Source organism: Rhodococcus sp. 06-235-1A, assembly GCF_002258785.1.
GTDB lineage: Bacteria > Actinomycetota > Actinomycetes > Mycobacteriales > Mycobacteriaceae > Rhodococcoides.
Map to the genome: position 1 here is coordinate 1 of NZ_NOYI01000003.1, position 21,516 is coordinate 21,516.

The 21,516-nt window shown below is 65.9% G+C and carries 23 protein-coding genes; 15 read left to right on the plus strand and 8 right to left on the minus strand.

Annotated elements, in window-relative coordinates; all coding sequences use genetic code 11:
* A partial coding sequence (locus tag CH275_RS01805; protein WP_306436932.1) for a carboxyl transferase domain-containing protein occupies positions 1 to 315 on the minus strand: 315 nt, incomplete at its 3' end.
* Between the two features lie 95 nt (positions 316 to 410).
* Between CH275_RS01805 and CH275_RS01810 the strand changes: the two genes are divergently transcribed.
* The 4 genes from CH275_RS01810 to CH275_RS01825 all read left to right on the plus strand — a co-directional run bounded on the left by CH275_RS01810 (position 411) and on the right by CH275_RS01825 (position 3,970).
* Positions 411 to 1,247: a biotin--[acetyl-CoA-carboxylase] ligase gene (locus CH275_RS01810; RefSeq protein WP_094675258.1), complete on the plus strand. Its 837-nt coding sequence runs from the start codon at positions 411 to 413 to the stop codon at positions 1,245 to 1,247.
* Positions 1,248 to 1,324: 77 nt separating this feature from the next.
* The gene (locus CH275_RS01815; RefSeq protein WP_094675260.1) at positions 1,325 to 1,924 is read left to right on the plus strand and encodes a PH domain-containing protein; all 600 of its coding nucleotides are present in this window, start codon (positions 1,325 to 1,327) and stop codon (positions 1,922 to 1,924) included.
* A 39-nt stretch (positions 1,925 to 1,963) separates the two neighbouring features.
* Positions 1,964 to 2,644 (plus strand): response regulator transcription factor, encoded by a 681-nt coding sequence (locus CH275_RS01820; RefSeq protein WP_037190266.1) that lies wholly within the window; start codon positions 1,964 to 1,966, stop codon positions 2,642 to 2,644.
* A 6-nt stretch (positions 2,645 to 2,650) separates the two neighbouring features.
* The gene (locus tag CH275_RS01825; RefSeq protein ID WP_094674673.1) at positions 2,651 to 3,970 is read left to right on the plus strand and encodes a sensor histidine kinase; all 1,320 of its coding nucleotides are present in this window, start codon (positions 2,651 to 2,653) and stop codon (positions 3,968 to 3,970) included.
* A 4-nt stretch (positions 3,971 to 3,974) separates the two neighbouring features.
* On the opposite strand, the gene CH275_RS01830 is transcribed toward CH275_RS01825, so the two are convergent.
* The gene (locus tag CH275_RS01830) at positions 3,975 to 4,535 is read right to left on the minus strand and encodes a GtrA family protein (RefSeq protein ID WP_179275920.1); all 561 of its coding nucleotides are present in this window, start codon (positions 4,533 to 4,535) and stop codon (positions 3,975 to 3,977) included.
* A 147-nt stretch (positions 4,536 to 4,682) separates the two neighbouring features.
* Between CH275_RS01830 and CH275_RS01835 the strand changes: the two genes are divergently transcribed.
* The 3 genes from CH275_RS01835 (at position 4,683) to CH275_RS01845 (ending at position 6,920) form a co-directional block, all read left to right on the plus strand.
* The gene (locus tag CH275_RS01835; RefSeq protein ID WP_094674677.1) at positions 4,683 to 5,936 is read left to right on the plus strand and encodes a 5-(carboxyamino)imidazole ribonucleotide synthase; all 1,254 of its coding nucleotides are present in this window, start codon (positions 4,683 to 4,685) and stop codon (positions 5,934 to 5,936) included.
* A 124-nt stretch (positions 5,937 to 6,060) separates the two neighbouring features.
* The gene (gene purE / locus CH275_RS01840) at positions 6,061 to 6,534 is read left to right on the plus strand and encodes a 5-(carboxyamino)imidazole ribonucleotide mutase (RefSeq protein WP_094674679.1); all 474 of its coding nucleotides are present in this window, start codon (positions 6,061 to 6,063) and stop codon (positions 6,532 to 6,534) included.
* A gap of 8 nt (positions 6,535 to 6,542) precedes the next feature.
* Positions 6,543 to 6,920 carry a hypothetical protein gene (locus CH275_RS01845; RefSeq protein ID WP_094674681.1) on the plus strand — a complete coding sequence of 126 codons (378 nt, stop codon included), beginning with the start codon at positions 6,543 to 6,545 and terminating at the stop codon, positions 6,918 to 6,920.
* Between the two features lie 43 nt (positions 6,921 to 6,963).
* Here the strand turns inward: CH275_RS01845 and CH275_RS01850 are convergent, their stop codons facing one another.
* On the minus strand, positions 6,964 to 7,680 hold the full coding sequence (locus CH275_RS01850; protein WP_094674683.1) for a TIGR03089 family protein: 717 nt from the start codon (positions 7,678 to 7,680) through the stop codon (positions 6,964 to 6,966).
* Positions 7,681 to 7,752: 72 nt separating this feature from the next.
* The gene (locus CH275_RS01855; protein WP_094675262.1) at positions 7,753 to 9,183 is read right to left on the minus strand and encodes an LCP family protein; all 1,431 of its coding nucleotides are present in this window, start codon (positions 9,181 to 9,183) and stop codon (positions 7,753 to 7,755) included.
* A gap of 446 nt (positions 9,184 to 9,629) precedes the next feature.
* On the opposite strand from CH275_RS01855, the gene rfbD reads away from it, so the two are divergent.
* The 3 genes from rfbD to CH275_RS01870 are packed head-to-tail and all read left to right on the plus strand — an operon-like array spanning position 9,630 to position 12,514.
* On the plus strand, positions 9,630 to 10,484 hold the full coding sequence (gene rfbD, locus CH275_RS01860; RefSeq protein ID WP_094674685.1) for a dTDP-4-dehydrorhamnose reductase: 855 nt from the start codon (positions 9,630 to 9,632) through the stop codon (positions 10,482 to 10,484).
* Positions 10,485 to 10,518: 34 nt separating this feature from the next.
* Positions 10,519 to 11,430 carry a glycosyltransferase family 2 protein gene (locus CH275_RS01865; RefSeq protein WP_094674686.1) on the plus strand — a complete coding sequence of 304 codons (912 nt, stop codon included), beginning with the start codon at positions 10,519 to 10,521 and terminating at the stop codon, positions 11,428 to 11,430.
* Positions 11,420 to 12,514 carry a sugar phosphate nucleotidyltransferase gene (locus tag CH275_RS01870; protein ID WP_094674688.1) on the plus strand — a complete coding sequence of 365 codons (1,095 nt, stop codon included), beginning with the start codon at positions 11,420 to 11,422 and terminating at the stop codon, positions 12,512 to 12,514. Before CH275_RS01865 ends, CH275_RS01870 begins: the two co-directional genes overlap by 11 nt.
* Positions 12,515 to 12,529: 15 nt before the next feature.
* Here the strand turns inward: CH275_RS01870 and CH275_RS01875 are convergent, their stop codons facing one another.
* The 3 genes from CH275_RS01875 to cofD all read right to left on the minus strand — a co-directional run bounded on the left by CH275_RS01875 (position 12,530) and on the right by cofD (position 15,441).
* On the minus strand, positions 12,530 to 12,991 hold the full coding sequence (locus CH275_RS01875) for an NUDIX hydrolase (RefSeq protein WP_094675264.1): 462 nt from the start codon (positions 12,989 to 12,991) through the stop codon (positions 12,530 to 12,532).
* Between the two features lie 108 nt (positions 12,992 to 13,099).
* Entirely contained in the window at positions 13,100 to 14,470 is a 1,371-nt protein-coding gene (locus CH275_RS01880; protein ID WP_094674690.1) for a coenzyme F420-0:L-glutamate ligase, read from the minus strand.
* A complete protein-coding gene (gene cofD, locus CH275_RS01885) occupies positions 14,467 to 15,441 on the minus strand; it encodes a 2-phospho-L-lactate transferase (RefSeq protein WP_094674692.1) in 975 nt (324 codons plus the stop codon). The genes CH275_RS01880 and cofD overlap by 4 nt, the downstream gene beginning before the upstream one ends.
* A gap of 728 nt (positions 15,442 to 16,169) precedes the next feature.
* On the opposite strand from cofD, the gene CH275_RS01890 reads away from it, so the two are divergent.
* The gene (locus CH275_RS01890; protein ID WP_027496498.1) at positions 16,170 to 16,403 is read left to right on the plus strand and encodes a WhiB family transcriptional regulator; all 234 of its coding nucleotides are present in this window, start codon (positions 16,170 to 16,172) and stop codon (positions 16,401 to 16,403) included.
* A 55-nt stretch (positions 16,404 to 16,458) separates the two neighbouring features.
* On the opposite strand, the gene CH275_RS01895 is transcribed toward CH275_RS01890, so the two are convergent.
* Positions 16,459 to 16,944 (minus strand): metallopeptidase family protein, encoded by a 486-nt coding sequence (locus CH275_RS01895; RefSeq protein WP_094674694.1) that lies wholly within the window; start codon positions 16,942 to 16,944, stop codon positions 16,459 to 16,461.
* A gap of 72 nt (positions 16,945 to 17,016) precedes the next feature.
* On the opposite strand from CH275_RS01895, the gene CH275_RS01900 reads away from it, so the two are divergent.
* The 4 genes from CH275_RS01900 to manA all read left to right on the plus strand — a co-directional run bounded on the left by CH275_RS01900 (position 17,017) and on the right by manA (position 21,442).
* A complete protein-coding gene (locus CH275_RS01900; RefSeq protein WP_179275921.1) occupies positions 17,017 to 17,427 on the plus strand; it encodes a DUF3499 domain-containing protein in 411 nt (136 codons plus the stop codon).
* 190 nt (positions 17,428 to 17,617) lie between these two features.
* Positions 17,618 to 19,000: a phosphomannomutase/phosphoglucomutase gene (locus CH275_RS01905; RefSeq protein ID WP_094675268.1), complete on the plus strand. Its 1,383-nt coding sequence runs from the start codon at positions 17,618 to 17,620 to the stop codon at positions 18,998 to 19,000.
* A gap of 70 nt (positions 19,001 to 19,070) precedes the next feature.
* On the plus strand, positions 19,071 to 20,213 hold the full coding sequence (locus CH275_RS01910; RefSeq protein ID WP_094674696.1) for a tobH protein: 1,143 nt from the start codon (positions 19,071 to 19,073) through the stop codon (positions 20,211 to 20,213).
* Positions 20,213 to 21,442, plus strand: coding sequence for a mannose-6-phosphate isomerase, class I (gene manA, locus CH275_RS01915; RefSeq protein ID WP_094674698.1), 1,230 nt, complete (start codon positions 20,213 to 20,215; stop codon positions 21,440 to 21,442). The genes CH275_RS01910 and manA overlap by 1 nt, the downstream gene beginning before the upstream one ends.
* Positions 21,443 to 21,516: the final 74 nt, after the last annotated feature.

Below are 21,516 nucleotides of genomic sequence, written 5' to 3' on the forward strand. Positions count from 1 at the left end.
ATCCCGGCCATCGACCGTGCCGTAACCGGTGACGACACCGTCACCGAACGGGCGGTTCTCACCCAACCCGAAATTCTGCGACCGGTGCCGCGCCAACGCGTCGAGTTCGACGAACGAGCCCTCGTCGAGCAACGCGGTGATCCGCTCCCGCGCGGTCAACTTGCCCTTCGCGTGGACCTTGTCCACCGCCGCCTCACCCGAGGGAATCTCCGCAACCGCGAGACGTTTACGAAGATCGGCCAACTTACCCGCAGTGGTATGGATATCGGGAGTTTCGGCCGACCCGTGTGCAGTGGAATCCTGGACGCTGGTCATGGGGCAACACTTTAACTGCGAGTGTGATCTGCGACCCGACCGAGGGTGGTTCACCGAGGGCGTCCCATCGATGCCGAGCCCATATGCTGGTGCGCATGTGGACCAATCTCGATCGCCCACCATTGGACGTCCGCGCGCTTCGTCGGGCATTGGTGGACGGACCGCAGGCATCGTGGTCGCGGGTGGACGTGGTGACCGAAACCGGTTCGACCAACGCCGACCTCGTTGCCGGGGTGGCGAATTATGCCGACCGGACTGCCTTGGTCGCGGAGCACCAGGACAGTGGCCGAGGTCGGCATTCGAGATCGTTCTCCGGGGCACCTCGGTCGCAGGTCTTGCTGTCGATGCTGTTGAAATTCCCCGGGATCGACCCCGCGGTGCTCGGTTGGCTGCCGCTGCTCACCGGGATCGCCCTCGTCGACGCCTTGCGCACCGTCGGCGAGGTCGATGCGCGATTGAAATGGCCCAACGATGTCCTCATCGGGGGCAAGAAGGTCTCGGGAATCCTGGCCGAGGTGGCAGCGCACGGACCGTCCCCGACGGTCGTCATCGGACTCGGGGTGAACGTGTCGATGACAGCAGACGAGCTGCCTGTCGCCACGGCGACGTCGCTCGCCCTCGAGAAGGCTGCGGTTCTCGATCGCGACACATGGGTACGGGCGATTCTGCGTGGGGTGGCCGCCGAGGTGGACTCGTGGCGCGACTCGAACTGGGACACCGGTGCGCTTGCGCATCGGTATCGGGAGCGGTGCGGCACCATCGGGCAACGCGTTCGGGTCGATTTGCCCGACGGCGAGGAGAAGTTCGGAACCGCCATCGATGTCGACGAGCACGGCAGGATCGTCATCGAGGTGGAACAACCCGGTTCCGGTGGAGCATCCGTGCTCGCCGTGGCAGCCGGTGACGTCACTCATCTTCGGCCGATCCCATGAGAACATCTCTTGCAGGAGCGGAACCCGTGGAGAAGACACTTTTCGACGGACGCCGTAGCGAATAGTCAGGAGTGCACGTGGGTTACCCACAGGATGCGTTGGCCGACGAGGAAGAGCTCCTGCTTCATCATCACCCGCACTGGAAGATGCTGATACTTCCGTCGATCACGTTCGTGCTCGTCACGGGAGTCGCAGGCGTGGCACTGGGTGTGGCGAGTGCGCGTCTCGAATCCACCTCGGCGAACGTCGCCATGATTGCCGCAGCGGTGGTGTGGGCGGTGATCGTGGGATGGCGGTGTCTGGTTCCGTTGATCAGTTGGAAGTGCACGCACTTCATCGTCACCGACCGGCGAGTGTTGATTCGGCAGGGCGTACTCACCCATTCCGGTATCGACATCCCGATGAGTCGGATCAGCAACGTCCAGTTTCGACACGGTCTGCTCGATCGGATGCTGGGCACGGGCACGCTCATCATCGCTTCGGCCTCGGACGATCCACTCGAATTCGACGATATTCCGCACGTGCAGCGCGTCCATTCCCTGCTGTACCAGCAGGTCTTCGATTCCATGGAGTACCGCCGCGATTCCACCCACGGCCGCGAGGCTGCGTTCGAGCCGATGTCGGACGATTCACCCGCCGAGTCCAAGCCCGGATGGCGCGCTGGAAAACGCAGGTAACACAGGCTGTTCTCACCTTCGAACCGTATGGTGACCGATGTGACCGACGTGCTGCTTGCCGAAGACGACGAAGCCATCGCTGCGCCCTTGTCCCGTGCCCTCGGGCGCGAGGGGTACACCGTGACCGTCGAACAGACCGGGCCCGCCACCCTTCAGCGCGCCCTCGACGGAAAATTCGATCTCCTCATCCTCGACCTCGGCCTGCCCGGTATGGACGGACTGGAGGTATGTCGACAGGTGCGGGCCAACCGATCCGAGGTGGCTGTCCTCATGCTCACCGCGCGGACGGACGAGGTCGACTTCGTGGTCGGCCTCGATGCAGGAGCGGACGACTACGTCGGCAAGCCCTTCCGGCTCGCCGAGCTCATGGCCCGCGTCCGTGCCCTGCTTCGTCGCCGCGGTGCCGGGGAGGACTCGCCGATCGAGGTCGGTGCCATTCGCCTCGAACCCGCTGCTCGACGCGTACTCGTCGGCGGCACCGAGATCTCTCTGGCCAACAAGGAGTACGAGCTGCTCAAGGTTCTGCTCGATCACGCAGGCCAGGTCGTTTCGCGTGAGGTGATCCTGCGCGAGGTGTGGGGCGATGCGGAGCTGCGCGGATCGAAGACCCTCGACATGCACATGTCCTGGTTGCGCCGAAAGATCGGCGACGAGGGACCGGTGGCCGAGCGCCGCATCGCGACGGTCCGCGGCGTCGGATTCCGCATCAACAGCGACTAGTCCGCGATGCGGCGTCGGATACTGGTCTCGATTCTCGCTGTCGTCGTCATGACGGCGCTACTGCTCGGTCTGCCTCTGATGTACACGGCGTGGTTGTGGGTCGAGGACTTCACTCGCAACGACCTGCAGGCACGCCTCGACCGGATGGCAGCCGAGATCATCTCGCAGGAGGGGTCGGCGGGTCTGATCGAGGGCCAACTCGACATCGGCTCGCTGCGACTGGCGATTCCGCAGGGTGGACGGCTGGTGGTCATCTACCCGACTCCCGAGGATGCCGCGTCGCGGGCGGACATCGGCCAGGCGTTCGTGGATCGGCCGCTCGTGGAGTCGTTGTCGATGGGTACCTCGGGTTCGCTGCGACTCGAAGTGCCGTCCGACGACATGCGATCTCTGCAACGTCAGGCTCTCGGAGCAGTGACACTCGTGGTCCTCGCGTCTGCGATGGCAGGCACCGTCGTCGCTGTGCTGACGGCCAAACGCCTGGCGGATCCACTGCAGGACGTTGCACGCAGGGCCGCCCGGCTGGCCGAGGGCGACTTCAGGCCGGACCCTCGACGGCACGGGATCGCCGAGCTCGACCGGGTCTCGGAAGTTCTCGATTCGGCCACCGTCGAGATCGCAGGCAGGCTCCAACGCGAGCACACGTTGGTCGCGGATGTCTCGCACCAGCTTCGCAGTCGCTTGACCGCGGTCCGTCTCCGCCTGGACGAGATTTCCACGCACCCGGATCCGGCGGTGGTGGACGAGGCGAACGAGGCTATGGATCAAGTCGACCGGTTGACCCTCGCCATCGACGAACTCGTACGCTCGTCCCGCAGTGACGGCGCGGCGGACGCCCACGAGGTCTCGGTGATCGAGGAACTGACCGGCACCGTGATCGAGTGGCAGCGCAATTTCGAGGACGCGGGTCGCAGCTTGGTGCTCAAGGGAGACACGGATCTCAAAGCATCCGTCACAGGATCGCGGCTGCGAGAAGCAGTGTCGGTGTTGGTCGACAATTCGCTGGTGCACGGTGAAGGTGCCTGCACCGTCTCGGTCCGAGTGGTCTCTGCCGTGGAGAGCGTCGATCGACGACGTGAACGCTTGGTCTGCGTCGAGGTGTCCGACGAGGGGCCGGGAGTGAGCAACGAACTCGCTCCGCACATCTTCGATCGAGGGTTCTCCGGTGCCGGTTCCACCGGAGTGGGACTCGCACTCGCGCGGGCGCTGATCGAGGCAGACGGGGGGCGTCTCGAATTGCAGCGTCGCCGCCCTGCGCTGTTCTCGGTATTTCTGCCGGCCTGGCGTGCACCGTCACCCGCCGTGCCCCAACGCGAACCGCGTTGACAGATCAGGGCTGGTCGAGAACGTCCGCAGCGTCGGTGGGGTCCGCGTTGCGCTCGGCGTCGATTTCTAGAATCGTGCGCGCATTGTCCTCGGGAAAGGCGAAGCGTCGTAGCGCCCAGAAACGGAACGCCATCTGAAGAAGATTGCCGATGATGTAGTTGAGGACGAAGTCGATGATGACGACCATCGTCAGGGATTCGTTGGTGTCGCGGATGTCGAAGATGTTGTTCGCGATCCACAGTGGACCGGCAGCAATGAGCACGCCGATGCCGCTGATACCGAAGAAGAGCAGGGCCTCGTGGTGCCGTTCGCGGCCGCCGCGGTGCTTGAAGGCCCATTCGCGATTGAGGAAATAACTCAGCAGAGTGGCGAGGACGCCCGAGATGATCTTGGCGATCACCGGCTTCTGCTCGAGCACCGTCAGGCTCAGCGAATAGAAGATGACGAGGTCGAAGACCATCGTCGTTCCACCCACGATGGCGAACTTGATCAACTCGCTGTGCCGAATCGCAAGGTCCCTCACGGGCTTGGGTAAGCGTCGAAGCACGCTGTCGATCGTCGGCACAACGGTGAAGTCTACGAAACGCACCGCCGATCCGACGAACCGACGCTCTGATCATCAGGGTTTCCACAGGTCTTCGCCGGGCCGGCTGTCTCGCGTGTGACTGACCGGTGCTGACCCGAGGCGTGCGACGTGACACCATGGTGAGCCGTGACAGGTACCGAACCGCGCCCCACTGCTGCGCGCCCGTCGTCGACCGGAATGCCCACGGTGACGATGATCGGCGGCGGTCAGCTCGCCCGAATGACCCACCAGTCCGCCATCGAGCTGGGGCAGACGCTCCGGGTCCTGGCTGCGGGCGCGGACGAGCCGGCAGCTCAGGTCAGTCCGGATGTCGTCTTCGGCCACCACGACGACCTCGATGCGCTGCGCACCGCCGCGACAGGTTCCAACGCACTCACCTTCGACCACGAGCAGGTGCCGACCGAGCACCTCGAGACGCTCGTCGCAGAAGGCGTCAACGTGCAGCCACCGCCGAGTGCGTTGATCTTCGCTCAGGACAAACTGCGGATGCGCCGCAAGTTGGCTGAACTGGGTGCGCCCGGCCCCGCCTACGCGGAGGTCGCATGGGCGCAGGATGCCATCGCGTTCGGGGACGAACACGGGTGGCCGGTGGTTCTCAAGGCGGTCCGTGGTGGATACGACGGGCGCGGAGTCTGGATGCCTGCCGACGCCGAGGAAGCCGAGGCGATCGTCACCGCCCAACTCGACCTGGGTGTACCGCTCATGGTGGAGGAAAAAGTCGCCATGCGCCGCGAGTTGTCGGCGATGGTCGCACGATCGCCGTTCGGGCAGGGTGCCGCGTGGCCCGTGGTTCAGACGGTGCAGCGCAACGGCCAGTGCGCCGTTGTCCTGGCTCCCGCCCCCGATCTCGACGAGGACGTGGCCACCTTCGCGGGCCGACTCGCCCTCGACATCGCAGGCGCGCTCGGCGTGGTCGGAGATCTGGCGGTCGAGTTGTTCGAGACCACCACGGGCAAACTTCTGGTGAACGAACTGGCCATGCGACCGCACAACTCCGGACACTGGACCATGGACGGATGCCGCACCTCGCAGTTCGAGCAACATCTCCGTGCGGTGTTGGACTACCCACTCGGCGATACCGATCCACTCGCTCCGCTGACGGTGATGGCCAATATCCTGGGCGCGCCGGAGGCACCCCAGATGACGATGGACGAGCGGCTGCATCACCTGTTCGCCCGCATGCCCGACGCGAAGGTGCATCTGTACGGAAAAGGTGAACGCAAGGACCGCAAGATCGGCCACGTGAACATTCTGGGCTCGTCGTCGGGTTCCCTCGCCGATCCGGCCTACGTGGCCTCGGTGCGCGAGCGGGCCGAACGTGCAGCGCACTGGATGTCGCACGCCGAATGGACCGACGGATGGGACCCGCACAATGACTGACAACACTCCTGCCCCCGATGGTCGTTCCGCAGGCTCCACTCCTGCCCCCGATGGTCGTTCCGCAGGCTCCACTCCTGCCCCCGATGGTCGTTCCGCAGGCTCCACTCCTGCCGTCGGCCTGATCATGGGCAGCGACTCCGACTGGCCGACCATGGAAGCTGCTGCAGAAGCGTTGGCGGAGTTCGGGATTCGGTTCGAGGTCGGTGTCGTCTCGGCTCATCGCACCCCGCAGCGGATGCTCGACTATGCCCGCGAGGCCGCTGGTCGTGGCATCAAGGTGATCATCGCCGGTGCCGGGGGAGCAGCGCACCTGCCCGGCATGGTCGCCTCGGCGACGCCCCTGCCCGTCATCGGCGTACCGGTGCCACTGAAGTACCTCGACGGTATGGACTCGCTGCTCTCGATCGTCCAGATGCCGGCCGGTGTTCCCGTGGCCACGGTCTCCATCGGTGGTGCCCGCAACGCGGGGCTGCTCGCGGTCCGGATTCTGGGTGCGTCCGATCCAGCTCTGCAAGAGCAAATGTCGGCATTTCAGGCCTCGCTCGAGGCCATGGTCCTGGAAAAGGACAAAGCGCTGCGCACCACACTGCTGGGGTGAGGACGGCCATGTCACGGCGAGAGCAGATTCGGCGAGCCGGTCGCGGCCGATGGCAGTCGATGCTCGTGACGCGACTGGCGTTGGGCTACGCCCGCCTGTGGCGTGGAACGGCACACTTCGACGACGAGTTCTCGATCTTCGTGTGCACCGGTCTACGAGGCGGATTCGGCCGGGGTGGAACGACGTTCGGTGGTGCCTACCTGACGAAGGGCAACACCGCTCGACGGGTGGTGCGACACGAGTCCGTGCACGCGGATCAATGGGCGCGTTTCGGGTTGACCTTTCCGTTCCGCTACCTCACCGAGGAAGCGCGGCACCGAGGGCTCGCGAACAAGTACGAGATCGAGGCGGGTCTCGCGGACGGCGGGTACCGACTGCCCGGTTGAGACCGGTGTTCGGTCCAACCTGGAGTTCGGTCGACGCTGCGGTTCAGGTGAGGGTCGCGGTGACCTTCTCGGTCTCGGTACGTCGCTCGGTCTTCTCGTCGTCCGGGTTGGCCACCTGAACCAGGGAAGCGCCGGTGGTGAGAACGGACAGCAGAGCATCGATCAACTCGTCGGCCGTGTTCCACGATGCACTCGACAGCACGCGGTCGGCAGCTGTCAGCGATCGGGAAGCCGCTCGTTCGTGCGCGGACGCGAGCACCTCGTCCACCGAACGACCGTCCAGTGCCGCGTCTGCACTCCCGGCACCCGAGACCCGGAACTGATCGCCGTGCACCCGCACCGATGTTGCGTAATCGGTCATTCCGATCGGTAGATCGGGGACTGCTTTGCCGAACGCGTCGAGTGAGAATGCCAGCACCTCGTCGACGTCGGGGGCCTCGTCGAGGCGATCGCCCGAGACCATCGCCACGTCGGCGGAGTCGTTCGGTCCGAGGATCACCTCGCCGCCCGCCCACCAGATCCCCAGCAGCGCCGCGGCCGTCTGCCAGTGCGCGGGCAACAGCACACTCACTCGACCGCCCACCTCGAAGGCGAACTCGTCGCGCAGCAGATTGGCGGTCTTGGCCGCCCAGTTCGCGAGCGTCACCGCCGACACCTCGACCCTCTCGCCGGTCGCATCGTCGTAGAACGTGATGCGCGGGCCGGCCGGGTCAGCGGCCAGAATCGGGTCGAGCAGGGTCTGAGTCAGATTCGATGCCACACCACGAACCCTAGAGGACGCCCAGAGGTGCCGATCGACACACTGCGGACGACCCACTGCGAGCGGCGCCGCTCAGTTGACGCACATCGGGCCGGCGGAGCCGGCATCGATCGGAGCCGCGGGTGCCTCGGGAACCGCCGTACCGGCCTCGGGTGCAATGGTTTCGGCTGTCGCCGCCTGCCCGGAACCGGGGCCGGCGTAGTCGTTCGCCAGTACCACCCGAACGGTGTCTGCCGGCAATGTGTCCTCGGCGGTGATCTGCAGTCCACCGAGTGCTGCCGAGACGGCGCGCGCGGCATCGCTGTCCACATCGGCCGCCTGGATGCGGCTCGCCGAGATGGACGTGCCCTCGTAATTTCCGATGGTGCCGTCGACGTACCCCAATGCCGTGAGCGAACCGGCGACGCCGTTCGCCAGTCCGTCGATCCCGCTGTCGTTCGCGACATCGACCGTCACCGTCGACGGATCGATCGCCGGGGCATCGGAGTTCTCGGCGTTGGTCTCCGCTGAATTGCCGTCGCCCAGCAATCCCTCCACGTACTTCTTCACCGCCGCTGGATCGACCTGCACGATCGATTCGCCGTAGTCGGTCGTGGCATTGATGTCGACGGCGGGGATCGTTTCGAACTTGACCTTGCCGCCGGCGAGATCCTGCAGACGAGTGGCGAATTGCAGAATGTCCCAGTCGGAATCGAGCGTCACCGAACGCTGCACCGCGGTGCTCAGTTGCCCCAGTTTGCCGGGGTTGCTCAGCGTCTTGGCGCTCAACACACTCCGAACGAGCGAGGCCATGAACACCTGCTGCCGCACGATTCGGTCGAGGTCTCCGCGGGGGAGATCGTGGCGCTGTCGAACGAAGCTCAGGGCCTGTGAACCCGACAGCTTCTTGTCGCCGGCCGGGAAGTTCGCCCCTGAGAGCGGTTCTTGCACAGGATTGTTCAGACACACCTCGACGCCGCCGACGGCATCGGTCAACAGCACGAAGCCGAGCAGACCCACCTCGGCGTAATGATCGACGGTGATTCCGGTCAAGTTGGCGACCGAATCGATGAGGGCTTCGCGCCCGGCCTCGGTGGCCTGGGACTCCGCGTCGGCATCCGTGACACCCTGCTCCACCAACTCGAGCCGCTTGTTCTCCTTGGTCGCGCCGTACGCAGCGTTGATCTTCGACATTCCGATGCCGGGCACCTCGACGTACGAATCTCGCGGGATGGAAATGGCAGTGGCCGACGACCCGTCGTTCGGGACGCGGATCAGCACGATCGTGTCGGTGTTCGACGCCACCTCTTCACCGGCGTTGAGGGACGCGAGTTCCTCGGGCGACAACGCGTTGCCGTGAGCATCGGTGCGGCTGTCGGTGCCGACCATCAGGATGTCGACTGCACCGTCGGCTGCGCCGCCCAGACCGAGGCCGCCTGCAGTGGCGATGTTGGATCGCAGACTGTCGACACTGCGCCATGCGAAACCGGTCACCAGGAGTACGAGTACCGACAGGACGGCGATCGCGACGTGAGTTGCGGGCCAGCGGCGTCCGCCGGCCGCGAGTCGAACTCCGCCGTCGGATTGCGATCGTCCGACTGGACCGCGGGGGTCTCGCTGCCTCGGCCGGTGCGATCTGCCGGTCGACGCGGCGCGGCCGCGTTCGCGGGATCGGCGCTGAGCGCGCTGTTCTTCGTCGGGGTTTCGACGTGCGGTACGCGCGTCCGGATCGTCGAGCCGGTACGCACCACGTGGATCGGAACCGTCGGGTCGCCGGGGAGCGCGCCGCCGCGGTGGGGGAGTGCGCTCACCTCCGGGCGTGCCTGAATCTGATGGCACCGTTCACGAACCTCTCTCGTTCCGACCGACCTCGGCAGCCGACTGCTTCGTTCTCCCCCCGCCATTCGAAGGTTACTTGTCGGTGGTCGCTGCCTCGCCCAACCGAACCCGGCGTGCCACACTTGGCAACCGTGAATGCGATCCTGGTAACCGGTGCACACGGCCAGTTGGGCCGCCGAGTGGTGGCTCTCGCCGCCGAGCGAGGCGTCGGTGCCGAGGTTCTCGCGTATTCGTCCGCCGACCTGGACATCACCGACGCCGATGCGGTCGCTGCCGCGGTGAGCACAGGGTCAACGGTCATCAACTGCGCTGCCTACACCGCGGTCGACGCCGCCGAGACCGACGAGGACAGGGCGATGGCCGTCAATGCCCACGGCCCACGAAATCTCGCGCGAGCCTGCGGGCGTGTCGGTGCCCGGTTGATCCACGTCTCCACCGATTATGTGTTCGACGGCACAGCAACCGAACCGTACGAGGTCGACGCGGAGACCGCGCCGCAGTCTGCGTACGGACGCACCAAGCTCGCCGGCGAGCTCGCCGTGCACCAGGAGTTGCCCGAGGCCGTCGTCGTGCGGACCGCGTGGGTGTACGACAACACCGGTAAGAACTTCGTGACCACGATGCGACGGCTCGAAGGCGAACGCGAGACCCTGTCGGTGGTGAACGACCAGATCGGGTCGCCCACGTTCGCTCTCGACCTGGCGTCGGGCCTGCTCGAGATCGCGGCCGACCCCACCGTGGTGGCCCGAACTCTGCACTACACCAACGCGGGGCAGGCCAGCTGGTTCGACCTCGCTCGCGCAGTGTTCACGCACATCGGTGCCGATGCCGAGCGAGTGCAGCCGTGTTCGAGCGCCGAATACGTCGTAGCGGCCCCTCGACCGGCCTACTCGGTACTGTCGCCGGCCGCCTGGGTCGACGCGGGCTTGACGCCGGCGCGACCGTGGTCGGACGCGCTGTCGGCGGCCCTGACGCAGTCGACGTGAGGCTTTCACGCGCGCGCGGGCTAGTCTTGCCCGCGTGAGTTCCGAGCTGGCCGTGGTGACGGTGACCTATTCGCCCGGCGAATACCTGGATCAATTCCTGACGTCTCTGCGTGAGGCCACGACGCGCCCCTATCGGGTGATCATGGCCGACAACGGCTCGGTCGACGGCACGCCGGAAGCCGCCGAGGCAGCATTCGACGAGGCGGAGTTGCTGCGCACCGGCGCGAACATCGGTTACGGAGCAGCGGTCAATCGCGCGGTCGCCGCGGTCGATCCTGCCGTCGAATTCGTCGTCGTCGCCAACCCCGACGTGCGCTGGCATCCCGGTTCGCTCGACGGCCTCCTCGACGCTGCGGCTCGCTGGCCGCGTGCAGGTTCTCTCGGTCCGCTCATTCGCGAGCCCGACGGCTCTCGGTATCCGTCGGCGCGGTCGGTGCCCGATCTGACCTCGGGCGCGGGACACGCGTTGTTGGGCAAGCTCTGGCCGACGAACCCGTGGACTCAGCGGTACCGCCAGGAGAACGAAACCGTGGCCGAGCGTCCTGTGGGCTGGTTGTCGGGATCGTGCCTGTTACTGCGGCGTTCGGCGTTCGATTCGATCGACGGATTCGATTCGCGCTACTTCATGTACATGGAGGATGTGGATCTGGGCGACCGGCTCGGTCGAGCGGGCTGGCACAACGTCTACGTTCCCGATGTCGAGGTGACCCACTCGAAAGGCCATGCCGCAGGACGGCATCCGGAAGTGATGTTGCCCGCACATCACACCAGTGCGTACCGCTTTCAGGCCGACAGACACGCTCGGACGTGGCAGGCTCCCTTACGATTGGCTTTGCGTGTGGGTCTCGGTCTTCGCTCGAAGATCGTTGTGACCTCGGCGCTTCGGGCCCGCGCAGTCGACGGAAAACTCACGGACGAGAGAACAGAGGCTGGACATGTCGGATAGTTCCCCATCGGTCGCCGCGCGTACCGATGCAGTCATTCTTGTCGGCGGCAAGGGAACTCGGCTCCGGCCGCTGACGCTGTCGGCACCCAAGCCGATGCTCCCCACTGCTGGGCTGCCGTTTCTGACTCACCTGCTCGCGCGTATCAAGGCCGCAGGCATCGAGCACGTCGTTCTCGGCACGTCGTTCAAAGCCGAAGTGTTCGAGCAGCATTTCGGAGACGGGTCCTCGCTCGGTATCGAGCTCGAGTACGTCTTCGAGACCGAGCCGCTCGGCACCGGCGGAGGCATCAGGAACGTGCTGCCGCGGCTTCGTGCGGAGAACGTCATGGTCTTCAACGGAGATGTGCTGGGCGGCACCGATCTCACGGCAGTTCTCGATACGCATCGAACCACCGACGCCGATGTCACGTTGCATCTGGTTCGCGTCGGCGACCCGCGCGCGTTCGGTTGCGTGCCGACCGACGAATCCGGCCGAGTCACAGCGTTTCTCGAAAAAACTCAGGATCCGCCGACCGACCAGATCAACGCCGGTTGCTACGTTTTCAAGCGCGAGATCATCGAGTCCATTCCGGCCGGCCGGCCGGTGTCGGTGGAGCGAGAAGTGTTCCCCGCCTTGCTCGCCGAGGACAAGAAGGTCTACGGACACGTCGACAGTGCCTACTGGCGCGACATGGGTACACCCGAGGACTTCGTCAAAGGCTCGGCCGATCTGGTCCGCGGCATCGCGCCATCGCCTGCACTGCACGGAGATCGCGGCGAATCTCTGGTCCACCCGAGCGCCGGAGTGGCACCGGGCGCACTGTTGATCGGCGGAACCGTCGTCGGCCGCGGTGCCGAGATCGGTGCGGGGGCTCGCCTGGACGGTGCCGTCGTGTTCGACGGTGCAGTCGTCGAGGCAGGGGCCGTCGTCGAACGATCCATCCTGGGCTTCGGTTCCCGCATCGGACCCCGCGCTCTGGTGCGCGACGCTGTGATCGGCGACGGTGCAGACATCGGCGCTCGCTGCGAACTGCTCCGTGGCGCGCGTGTGTGGCCAGGCGTCAAGCTGCCCGACGGCGGAGTGCGTTTCTCCACCGACGTCTGACCGAGCTGCTCGTCTCTACCGGCGGCGCGCAGCGAGCGCGACGAGACGGTCGATCGTCTCGTGCTCGGCGGTGTCCGGCAGAGCGTCCACCGGCCACCATCGAAGATCCGTCGACTCCTCGCTGCGCACCGCCCGGGCACCGTCCGGAGCGCGCACCAGGAACCTCAGGTCGAGGTGCCGGGTCGCCTTACCCAGCGAGCACGTGATCGGGTGCGTGTGCGCCGAGAGCAGTGCCGGATCGATGGTCAGATCTGCGATGCCGGATTCTTCGGTGGCCTCACGCAAGGCGGCGTCGACCACCGTGTGGTCCGTCGGCTCGCAGTGGCCGCCCAGTTGAATCCACCGGCCGACCTTCGGATGAAGAGTCAGCAGCACATGGGTTCCGGACTCGTTCAGCACCAGCGAGGACGCCGTGAAGTGGCCGGCCTCGTTGGCGCGCAGACATGCATCCGGGTTGCTGTGCAGAAACGCCAGCATCGTGTGCCGGAGCGATTCGTCGCTCGAATCGGACGGTGCCCATCGATCGAGAGAGGCTCCGACCGAATTCCACAGAGTCGAATGAGGCGGCGTCGACGCCGACACGACTCAGAGCTCCAACAGCGATGATCCGGGAACCACCGGATCACGCACCGTCGACGGCTCACTGGGGTACCCGATTGCGATGGCTCCCATGGCTTTCCAATCTGCACGCAGTCCGAGTTCGGCGCGCACGGTATCGGCGGCGAAGATGGTCGAGCCGATCCAGCAGCTACCGAGCTCCCGCACCGCAAGGGCGACGAGCAGACCCTGGACGGCGGCACCGACCGCTACGGTGAACATGGTGTCCTCCGCGGCCCGACGCTTTTCGTCGGGGTACGAGTGCGCGCCGTCCGGCACGCAGAACGGAATCACGATTTCCGGTGCGTCGAACAGGATGTCGCCGCGGCTCAGTCGCGCGGCTATCCGCTTCTCGCTCAGTCCGTCGCTCGTCAGGTCGGCTCGCCACTGCTCGCGCATCGTCTCGAGCAGTCGACGGCGCACTGCGGGGGTTCTGACCCACACGAACCGGACCGGGCGAGTGTGGTGTGGGGCAGGGGCGGTGAGGGCGTCGGCCACGGACGCGCGAATCAGCTCGGGATCGATCGAGTCGGAGGAGAAGGAGCGCACCGACCGACGTAACAGAAGAGCCTCCCGTCGGCCACGATCGAGTGCTTCGGCGGTGCCGAGCCAGAACAGGTCGTCCTCACCGCCGCGCAGCAGAGTCGCTGCGACGGAGCCGTCGTCCACCGGAGTCAGGCCGCGCACGACGGCGATCGGGACCCCGCCCAGTTTGCCCTTCACCAGATCCCCTGCGGCAGCGAGCTCGTCGGCGATCGCGACTTCGGTGACGACGAGCTCGTTGCCCTGACCGTCCTCGGCTCCGGCGTAGGCGTGTACGACGGCCAATCCCGCCGCGCCGATGGCGGCGTCGGTCTGCCCGATCCGCCAGGCGCGCCCCATGGTGTCGGTGACGACCACGGCCACCGTCACCCCCAACAGTTCGCCGAGAGCTGCGCGCAGGGACGCGGCGCTGGCGTCCGGGTTCTCGGGCAGCAGCGCCAGTTCGCCACCGTCGACATTGGAGCCGTCGATTCCCGATGCGGCCTGCACGATGCCGAGTCGGTTCTCGGTGATCAGGGTTCGGCCCTTGCGCGCGACGATGCGCACGGCTTCCTGCTCCACCAGGACTCTGCGAGCGGCGTCTCGCTCGTCGGGGTCGCGAGGTGCCCGAACCAGCCGGCCCTCGACCTTGGAGAGGATCTTGCTGGTGACGATCAGGATGTCGCCGTCGCGCAACCACGGCGCTCGCTCGGCGATGGCCGAGGCCAGATCGTCACCGGGCCGAAATTCGGGGAGCCCGCTCACCGGAAGGATTTCGATTGCCCCGCCGGGGGCGTGATCACCCGGTGCGATGTGCGTGGCGTGGGGGTCGGTCACAGGTCGAGTCCGGCTGCGCGAAGTGCGGTGCGTGCCATCACCGCTGTGGTCTCGGGGTCGGTCATCAGCAACGGAACCGACTGCACGTCCACTCCCTCCACGACTGCGGTATCGGTGGTGTGGACCAGCCACGCGTCGAGAATGCCGGTGCCGCTTCGGCTTCCGTAGTGACGGCCCACCGCCTGCGCGGTGGTCTCGACACCGATGACGGCCAGGCATTCGTCGGCCATGCCGCGCAACGGCTTACCGTCCACGACGGGGGAGAGGCCGACCACCTTGGCCGCTGTCGTCCGTAGCGCCCCGCGGATGCCCGGCACCGCGAGGATCGCCCCGACGCTCACCACCGGATTGGACGGCGCGAGGATCACGGCGTCTGCCTCTGCGATCGCGTCCACGACTCCCGGTGCCGGAGTTGCCTGTTCGGCACCGATGTTGGCGAAGCTGTGGGTCGGAATCTGCGCGCGGTACCGAACCCACCACTCCTGGAAGTGTATTGCGCGCTGCTGCTCGCCCGACGGGTCGTCCGGATCGGTCACGACGACGTGGGTCTCCGAGCGATCGTCGGTGACGGGCAGGAGCCGGACTCCGGGTTGCCATCGGTTGCAGAGAGCCTCCGTGACGGCGGACAGCGGAAAGCCGGTGCGCAACATGCGACTGCGGATCAGGTGCGTGGCTATGTCGCGGTCGCCGAGCCCGAACCAGTCGGGATCGGCTCCGTAGGCTGCCAACTCGTCCCTGGCATTCCAGGTCTCGGCGATTCGGCCCCAACCACGCTCGGTGTCGATACCGTCGCCGAGCGTGTACATGCAGGTGTCGAGGTCCGGGCAGATGCGAAGTCCGTGCATCCACACGTCGTCTCCGACGTTCACCACGGCAGTGATCTCGTGCTCGGGCTCGTCACCGAACAAGGATTTGAGACCCTGTAGGAACCGCGCGCCACCGACGCCACCGACCAGAACTGTAACTTTCACAACGCACGAGCCTAGTGGGGTTCCGGTGGTAGGGCGTGAGCGCCCACCCGGTGCCGCAACGTCCGAGCGGACGGTATGCAGGTACTGGAACCGCCGCGACACGCACGGGACGGCCTCCGATTCGGGGAGACAGCCGATTTCGGGCATGGGATGGTATTGGATTTGTGCGATCGGCTTGACCGCGACACACCTGGACGTGTCTAATCACAGGTATGTCATTCAGTGTTCGCAGCACGAGTTCGATTGCGGCGAACCTGGTTTCGAACACTCGTTCCCTTCCTGTTCGTTCCTCGGTGGACGTCGAGTAGAGGTCGAGAGTTGGGCGGACACGGTGTGTTCGGATGTGCCGGCTGGATCGAATACCTGCGCGGGGCAAGGTATTCGAGCACACAAAGATCGAAAGTATCTGCGCTACCACAGGTGAGGAGGCGGAAGCGATGTATGACGAGCACGTGACACGTGATCAGCGGGGCGGACCCACTGCACACCTCAGCGCTGTCGACGACGCGCCGCAAACCGAGTCCGACAACGGCGCAGATTCGAGCGTCATCCTCGACGCGGGTTCTGCGTACATGGCCCGAACGATCGACACCGATGCCGACGACACCGAGAGCGAGGCCGTCGACACCGATGTCGAGCTCGACTCGGACGCCGACCTGATGCCCTTCGTGGCGGAGTCGGTTCCACCGGCGAAGCCGTTTCTCAGTCTCGTCGCGGGTTTCGACGAGATGTTCGAGGAGATCGAGGATCAGTGGCAAGAGCGCGCATTGTGCGCGCAGACCGACCCTGAGGCATTCTTCCCGGAGAAGGGCGGCTCGACCCGCGAGGCGAAGCGAATCTGCCTCGGTTGCGAGGTCAAGGACGAGTGCCTGGAGTACGCGCTCGCCAATGACGAACGATTCGGTATCTGGGGCGGTCTGTCCGAGCGCGAACGGCGACGGCTCAAGCGCGGGATCGGCTGAGCGTTCGGGATCGGCCGATCACTCGCTTCGCCCGCGATCGACCGACACTGCTCGATCAGTCTGCGGCGCTGCTCGGATCCACCTCGTCAGGATCTATACCCAGGTAGGTCGCTACCTGTTCCACCAAGACCTCGAAGAGTAGGTCTTCCAAGTCCTCCGGGTGCTTTGCGCGCCGCTCGAGCGGTCGACGAAACAGCACCACCCTTGCGCGCGTCGTGTCCCCGCGCTTGTCGATTCCGGCCGGTACCAATCGCGACAGCGGCACGGGACCTTCTGCCACCACCTCGGGTGGCCACGTGACCGACTCCGGATCCAGGGCTCTGATCTTGGGCACTTCGTCGACGGCGATGTCGAGCTTGGAGAGCTTCTCGTGCCACTTGTGGTCGATTCGCGCGAATGCGTCGAGGACCAACCGGTCGAACTTTTCTGCCCGTGAGCGTCTGGCCGGCATGTCCTCGGGCAGTATCGGTCCGCGGATACCGCGGCCGTGCCGTGCCACGGACCTGGAGGTGATCCTGCGCGCGGAGGAGAATCGAGGCATGGGGGGAGGTTATCGCGCTCGTCCGGTGTGTCGGTCGTTCGGTCGGTTGCACCCACCGGATACTCTGCATTCGTGAGATCACTGCGTGGCTGCTGCAGGCCTGGTTGCAACCGTTCTGCTGTTGCGACGCTCACATATGTCTACTCCGATTCCACCGCGGTCGTCGGTCCGCTGGCCACAGTCGACGAGCCGCATTCCTGGGATCTGTGCGAAGTGCACGCCTCGACCACCACCGCCCCCAAAGGCTGGGAGTTGGTTCGGTACGAGGGCGGCTATTCGACGTCGACGCCGGACGAGGACGATCTGACTGCTCTCGCGGAGGCCGTGCGCGAGGCCGGCCGTGGGGATCGCGTCCGCTCCGATGACCGTGCCAGCACCGACCGATCGACGTCCAGGCCATCCGACGGTGAACGCCGATCGGCCCCGGCCGTGCGAACGGGCCGACGCGGCCACCTTCGAGTTCTTCCCGACCCGACGTCCTGAGCCGCCGAAGCACATCGAGTGTGGTGTGCGTCGGTCCGACTGGCCGGGTCGACCGACGTCTGGCAATGTTTTCCAGCGGAACCGAAACATTCTGTGCCGGCCCGCCGATACCGGTGTGGATCGCACCGTTCCCACACGCTCGACGACGCCGATGTGCGGCGTCGCCAGAACGATCATCAGGAGAATCTTCGTGACCCGAACCGCAGAGTCCGTCAACGCCGTCATCAAGGCCTACGACGTCCGTGGCGTGGTGGGCGAGCAGATCGACGAGGCGTTCGTGCGTGACGTCGGCGCATCCTTCGCGCGATTGGTTCGCGACGAGGCGGGGGCCGCTCGCTCGGTCGTCATCGGCCACGACATGCGCGATTCGTCGCCTGCTCTGTCTCGCGCGTTCGCAGACGGCGTCACCGCGCAGGGACTCGACGTGGTGCACATCGGCCTGGCATCCACCGATCAGCTCTACTTCGCCTCGGGTCTGCTCGAATGCCCGGGAGCGATGTTCACCGCCAGTCACAACCCGGCGAAGTACAACGGGATCAAGCTGTGCCGCTCAGGTGCGAAGCCCGTGGGTCAGGACACCGGCTTGGCCACGGTGAAGGCCGAGTTGGTGGACGGGGTACCGAAGTTCGACGGCCCGGCCGGGACCGTGACGTCTCGTGACGTGCTGGCCGAGTACGCCCAGTTCCTGCGCGATCTGGTCGATCTGTCGGGTATCCGCTCCATGAAGATCGCCGTGGACGCAGGCAACGGCATGGGCGGACACACCGTGCCCGCCGTGTTCGCGCCGCTACCGGTGACGATCGAACCGTTGTTCTTCGAGCTCGACGGCAGCTTCCCCAACCACGAGGCCAATCCACTCGACCCGGCCAACCTGGTGGACCTGCAGCGTTTCGTCGTAGAGACAGGTTCCGAGATCGGCCTTGCCTTCGACGGCGACGCCGATCGGTGCTTCGTCGTCGACGAGAAGGGCGACCCGGTGTCACCGTCGGCCGTGACCTGCCTGGTGGCCGAGCGTGAGCTGGCCAAGGAGCCGGGTGCGGTCGTCATCCACAATCTGATCACCTCCCGCGCGGTGCCGGAGCTGGTCGCGAAGCTCGGTGGCACGCCGGTCCGCACCCGGGTGGGGCACTCCTTCATCAAGCAGCAGATGGCCGATACCGGAGCCATCTTCGGCGGAGAACACTCTGCGCACTACTACTTCCGTGACTTCTGGGGAGCAGACTCCGGCATGCTCGCCGCCCTGCACGTCCTCGCTGCCTTCGGTGCACAGGATCGCCCGTTGTCGGAAATGATGGCCACCTACGAGACCTACAGCGCTTCGGGAGAGATCAACTCGACGGTCGATGACGCTGCCGAACGGACGGAGGCCGTGCTCGCGGCGTTCGCCGATCGAACCGCCGGAATCGACCGCCTCGACGGCGTCACGGTCGAGCTTGCCGACGGTGCCTGGTTCAACCTGCGGGCATCCAACACAGAACCGCTGCTTCGACTCAACGTGGAAGCGCGGACGCGCGAGGATGTCGACGCACTTTCGACGGAGATATTGAGCATCGTTCGCGCCGGACTGGAATAGTGGTTACCGAGGGTTCGTGAGTGGGTATGCAGACGTTCGAGCGGGTGACGTAAGGGGAGGTGTCGCAGCCATGACGGCAGTGTCGTCTCTGGTCGATCTCGACGATTCGGATGCTCTCATCGCCGCCGATCGCGAGGGTTCCTTGCGCAGCGCAGCGCTGGCAGGCGCACAGGTACGTGCCGTCGCGACGGCGGTCGACGAGTCGGTCCTCGCCCGGTTGGCCGATCTGCGTCCTCGGAGCGTTGTTGTCGTGACCGGAGACGGGCGGAGCAGTCGAGCGGCGTCGCTGCTCGTCGCAGCGCTCGGTGATCGCCTCGGTGTCCCCCTGGTTCGAAGTACCGGAACTCCGCCGTGGATCGGTCCACTGGACGTGGTGGTGGTGGCAGGCGACGACGCCGGGGATCCACGACTGGCCGAGTCGGTGGACGCTGCCTCCCGGCGCGGCGCCGAAGTCGTCGTGGTTGCCCCCGAGGAGGGGCCTCTGCGTGCCGTTCGGGGAACCAGAGTCATGTGGCTGCCGCCGCGAATCGCTGTTCGTGACCACAATGCTCTGATGCGCTACCTCGCGGCGTTCGTGGCAGTACTGGGAGCGGTTGCCGGCGGATCGTGGAAGACGTTGCTGCCCAATCTGTCTCGTCTGGCCGACCTGCTCGACGCGGAGGCGATACGGAACAGCCCGTCCAACGAGATGTTCCACAATCCGGCCAAGGCCCTCGCCAGTGGGTTGAACGGTCGGCGGGTGGTGCTGACCGGGGGTAGTCCAGCCGCAGTCGAGGTGGCTCGGCACGGGAGCGAGGTGCTGCTGCGCGTGGCGGGTGTCGTCGTCGGTGCGGGGGAGTTGGGCGACGTCATTGCCGCATCCATCCGGGCGTCGGTTGTCGAATCATCCCGCACGCCACAGACTTTCGACTCGTTTTTTCACGACGAGCAGCTCGACGGCCCACCGCCGGCGCTGCCGATGCGCGTCGTCGTGGTGGCCTCGGACGCCGATCGCGCGATGACCGAACGACGGATCGCCGGTGTTCCGGAGTCGGAGTTGTTGCTCGCCGATTCGAGTGAGGCGCTGTTCGGAGACGAGCGGGCGAGATCCGAATTCGATGTCCCCGCACCGATACCGGATCCGGCTAGACTTTCGGTGCTCGACACGATGTCCGTGTTGGCGACGCGGCTGGACACCACTGCCGCGTATCTGCTGTTGATGGGCGGTAGCTAGTGCAGCTCTTGCGAGGCGCGGTTCGGTCCTACGCATGGGGTTCGCGAACCGCACTGGCTCGGATTCAGGGCCGGCCGGTGCCGTCCGACCATCCCGAGGCAGAGATCTGGCTCGGAGCTCACCCGGCCGACTCCGCGCACGTGGTGCACGAGGGCGGTACCACGCCATTGCTCACGCTGATCGACGACGATCCGGGCACTCATCTGGGTGGCTCCGCGGAGCACTACGAGTCGCGCCTGCCGTATCTGATGAAATTGCTTGCCGCAGAAGAGCCGTTGTCTTTGCAGGCGCATCCAAGCAGTGCGCAGGCCCGTGACGGTTTCGCACGCGAGAACGCCGCGGGTGTGCCCATCGATTCTCCGGTACGGAACTACCGGGATCCGAACCACAAGCCCGAACTGATCGTCGCGCTCACCGAGTTCGAGGCGTTGGCGGGCTTCCGGCGTCCCACCGATACCGTCGAACTGCTCGACGCATTGGCCGTCCCTGCCCTGGGCGGGTACCGAACCCTGCTGGCCGCCCAGCCCGACGCTTCGGGGCTGCGCACCGTGTTCACCTCGTGGATCACGCTGCCCGGGCAGGCTTTGGACGACATCCTGCCTGCTGTCGCCCAGGGATGCATCGACTATCTCTCCGGTCCGGCACGCACGGACGGTGGCCGATTCGCGGCCGAGGCCAGGACTCTGCTCGAGCTCGGGGAGTCGTATCCCGGCGACGCCGGAGTGCTCGCGGCGCTGCTGCTCAATCGCGTGACGCTGACTCCCGGCCAGGGTCTGTACCTCGACGCCGGAAACCTGCATGCGTATCTGCGCGGTACCGGTGTGGAGATCATGGCGAACTCGGACAACGTGCTGCGCGGCGGACTGACTCCCAAACACGTCGACGTCCCGGAACTGTTGCGCGTGCTCGACTTCGAGCCTGCCGACATATCGCCCATCACTCCGGACGACGATGATCGACCTACGTACGTGTACTTGACGCCTGCACCCGAATTCGCCCTGAGTAGGACGGCTCTGGCGATCGGGGAGACTGTCGATCTGCCCGGATCCGGTCCGAGAATTCTGCTGTGTACCAACGGAACCGTCGTGGCGAGCACCGGTAGCAGGCCGTCCGCGCTGACGGTGCCTCAGGGAAGTTCGGCGTGGATACCGGCCGCCGACGAATCCGTCACCGTGACGGCCGATTCGGGAGATGCCGAGGTGTTCGTGGCCTCTGTCGGCCGCCTCTAGATCGCCCGTTTCGGGGGTCACCGCCCCGGGCCGGCATTTCCGACCGCGCATTTGTGCAAATGGTGTGCCCGCAG

Excerpts from the sequence above, each read along its gene's own strand:
- CH275_RS01810 (WP_094675258.1), top strand. The coding sequence starts at position 411 with ATGTGGACCAATCTCGATCGCCCACCATTGGACGTCCGCGCGCTTCGT.
- CH275_RS01825 (WP_094674673.1), top strand. The coding sequence starts at position 2,651 with ATGCGGCGTCGGATACTGGTCTCGATTCTCGCTGTCGTCGTCATGACG.
- purE (WP_094674679.1), top strand. The coding sequence starts at position 6,061 with ATGGGCAGCGACTCCGACTGGCCGACCATGGAAGCTGCTGCAGAAGCG.
- CH275_RS01845 (WP_094674681.1), top strand. The coding sequence starts at position 6,543 with ATGTCACGGCGAGAGCAGATTCGGCGAGCCGGTCGCGGCCGATGGCAG.
- CH275_RS01870 (WP_094674688.1), top strand. The coding sequence starts at position 11,420 with ATGTCGGATAGTTCCCCATCGGTCGCCGCGCGTACCGATGCAGTCATT.
- CH275_RS01875 (WP_094675264.1), bottom strand. The coding sequence starts at position 12,991 with ATGCTGGCGTTTCTGCACAGCAACCCGGATGCATGTCTGCGCGCCAAC.
- CH275_RS01890 (WP_027496498.1), top strand. The coding sequence starts at position 16,170 with ATGTTCGAGGAGATCGAGGATCAGTGGCAAGAGCGCGCATTGTGCGCG.
- CH275_RS01895 (WP_094674694.1), bottom strand. The coding sequence starts at position 16,944 with ATGCCTCGATTCTCCTCCGCGCGCAGGATCACCTCCAGGTCCGTGGCA.
- CH275_RS01910 (WP_094674696.1), top strand. The coding sequence starts at position 19,071 with ATGACGGCAGTGTCGTCTCTGGTCGATCTCGACGATTCGGATGCTCTC.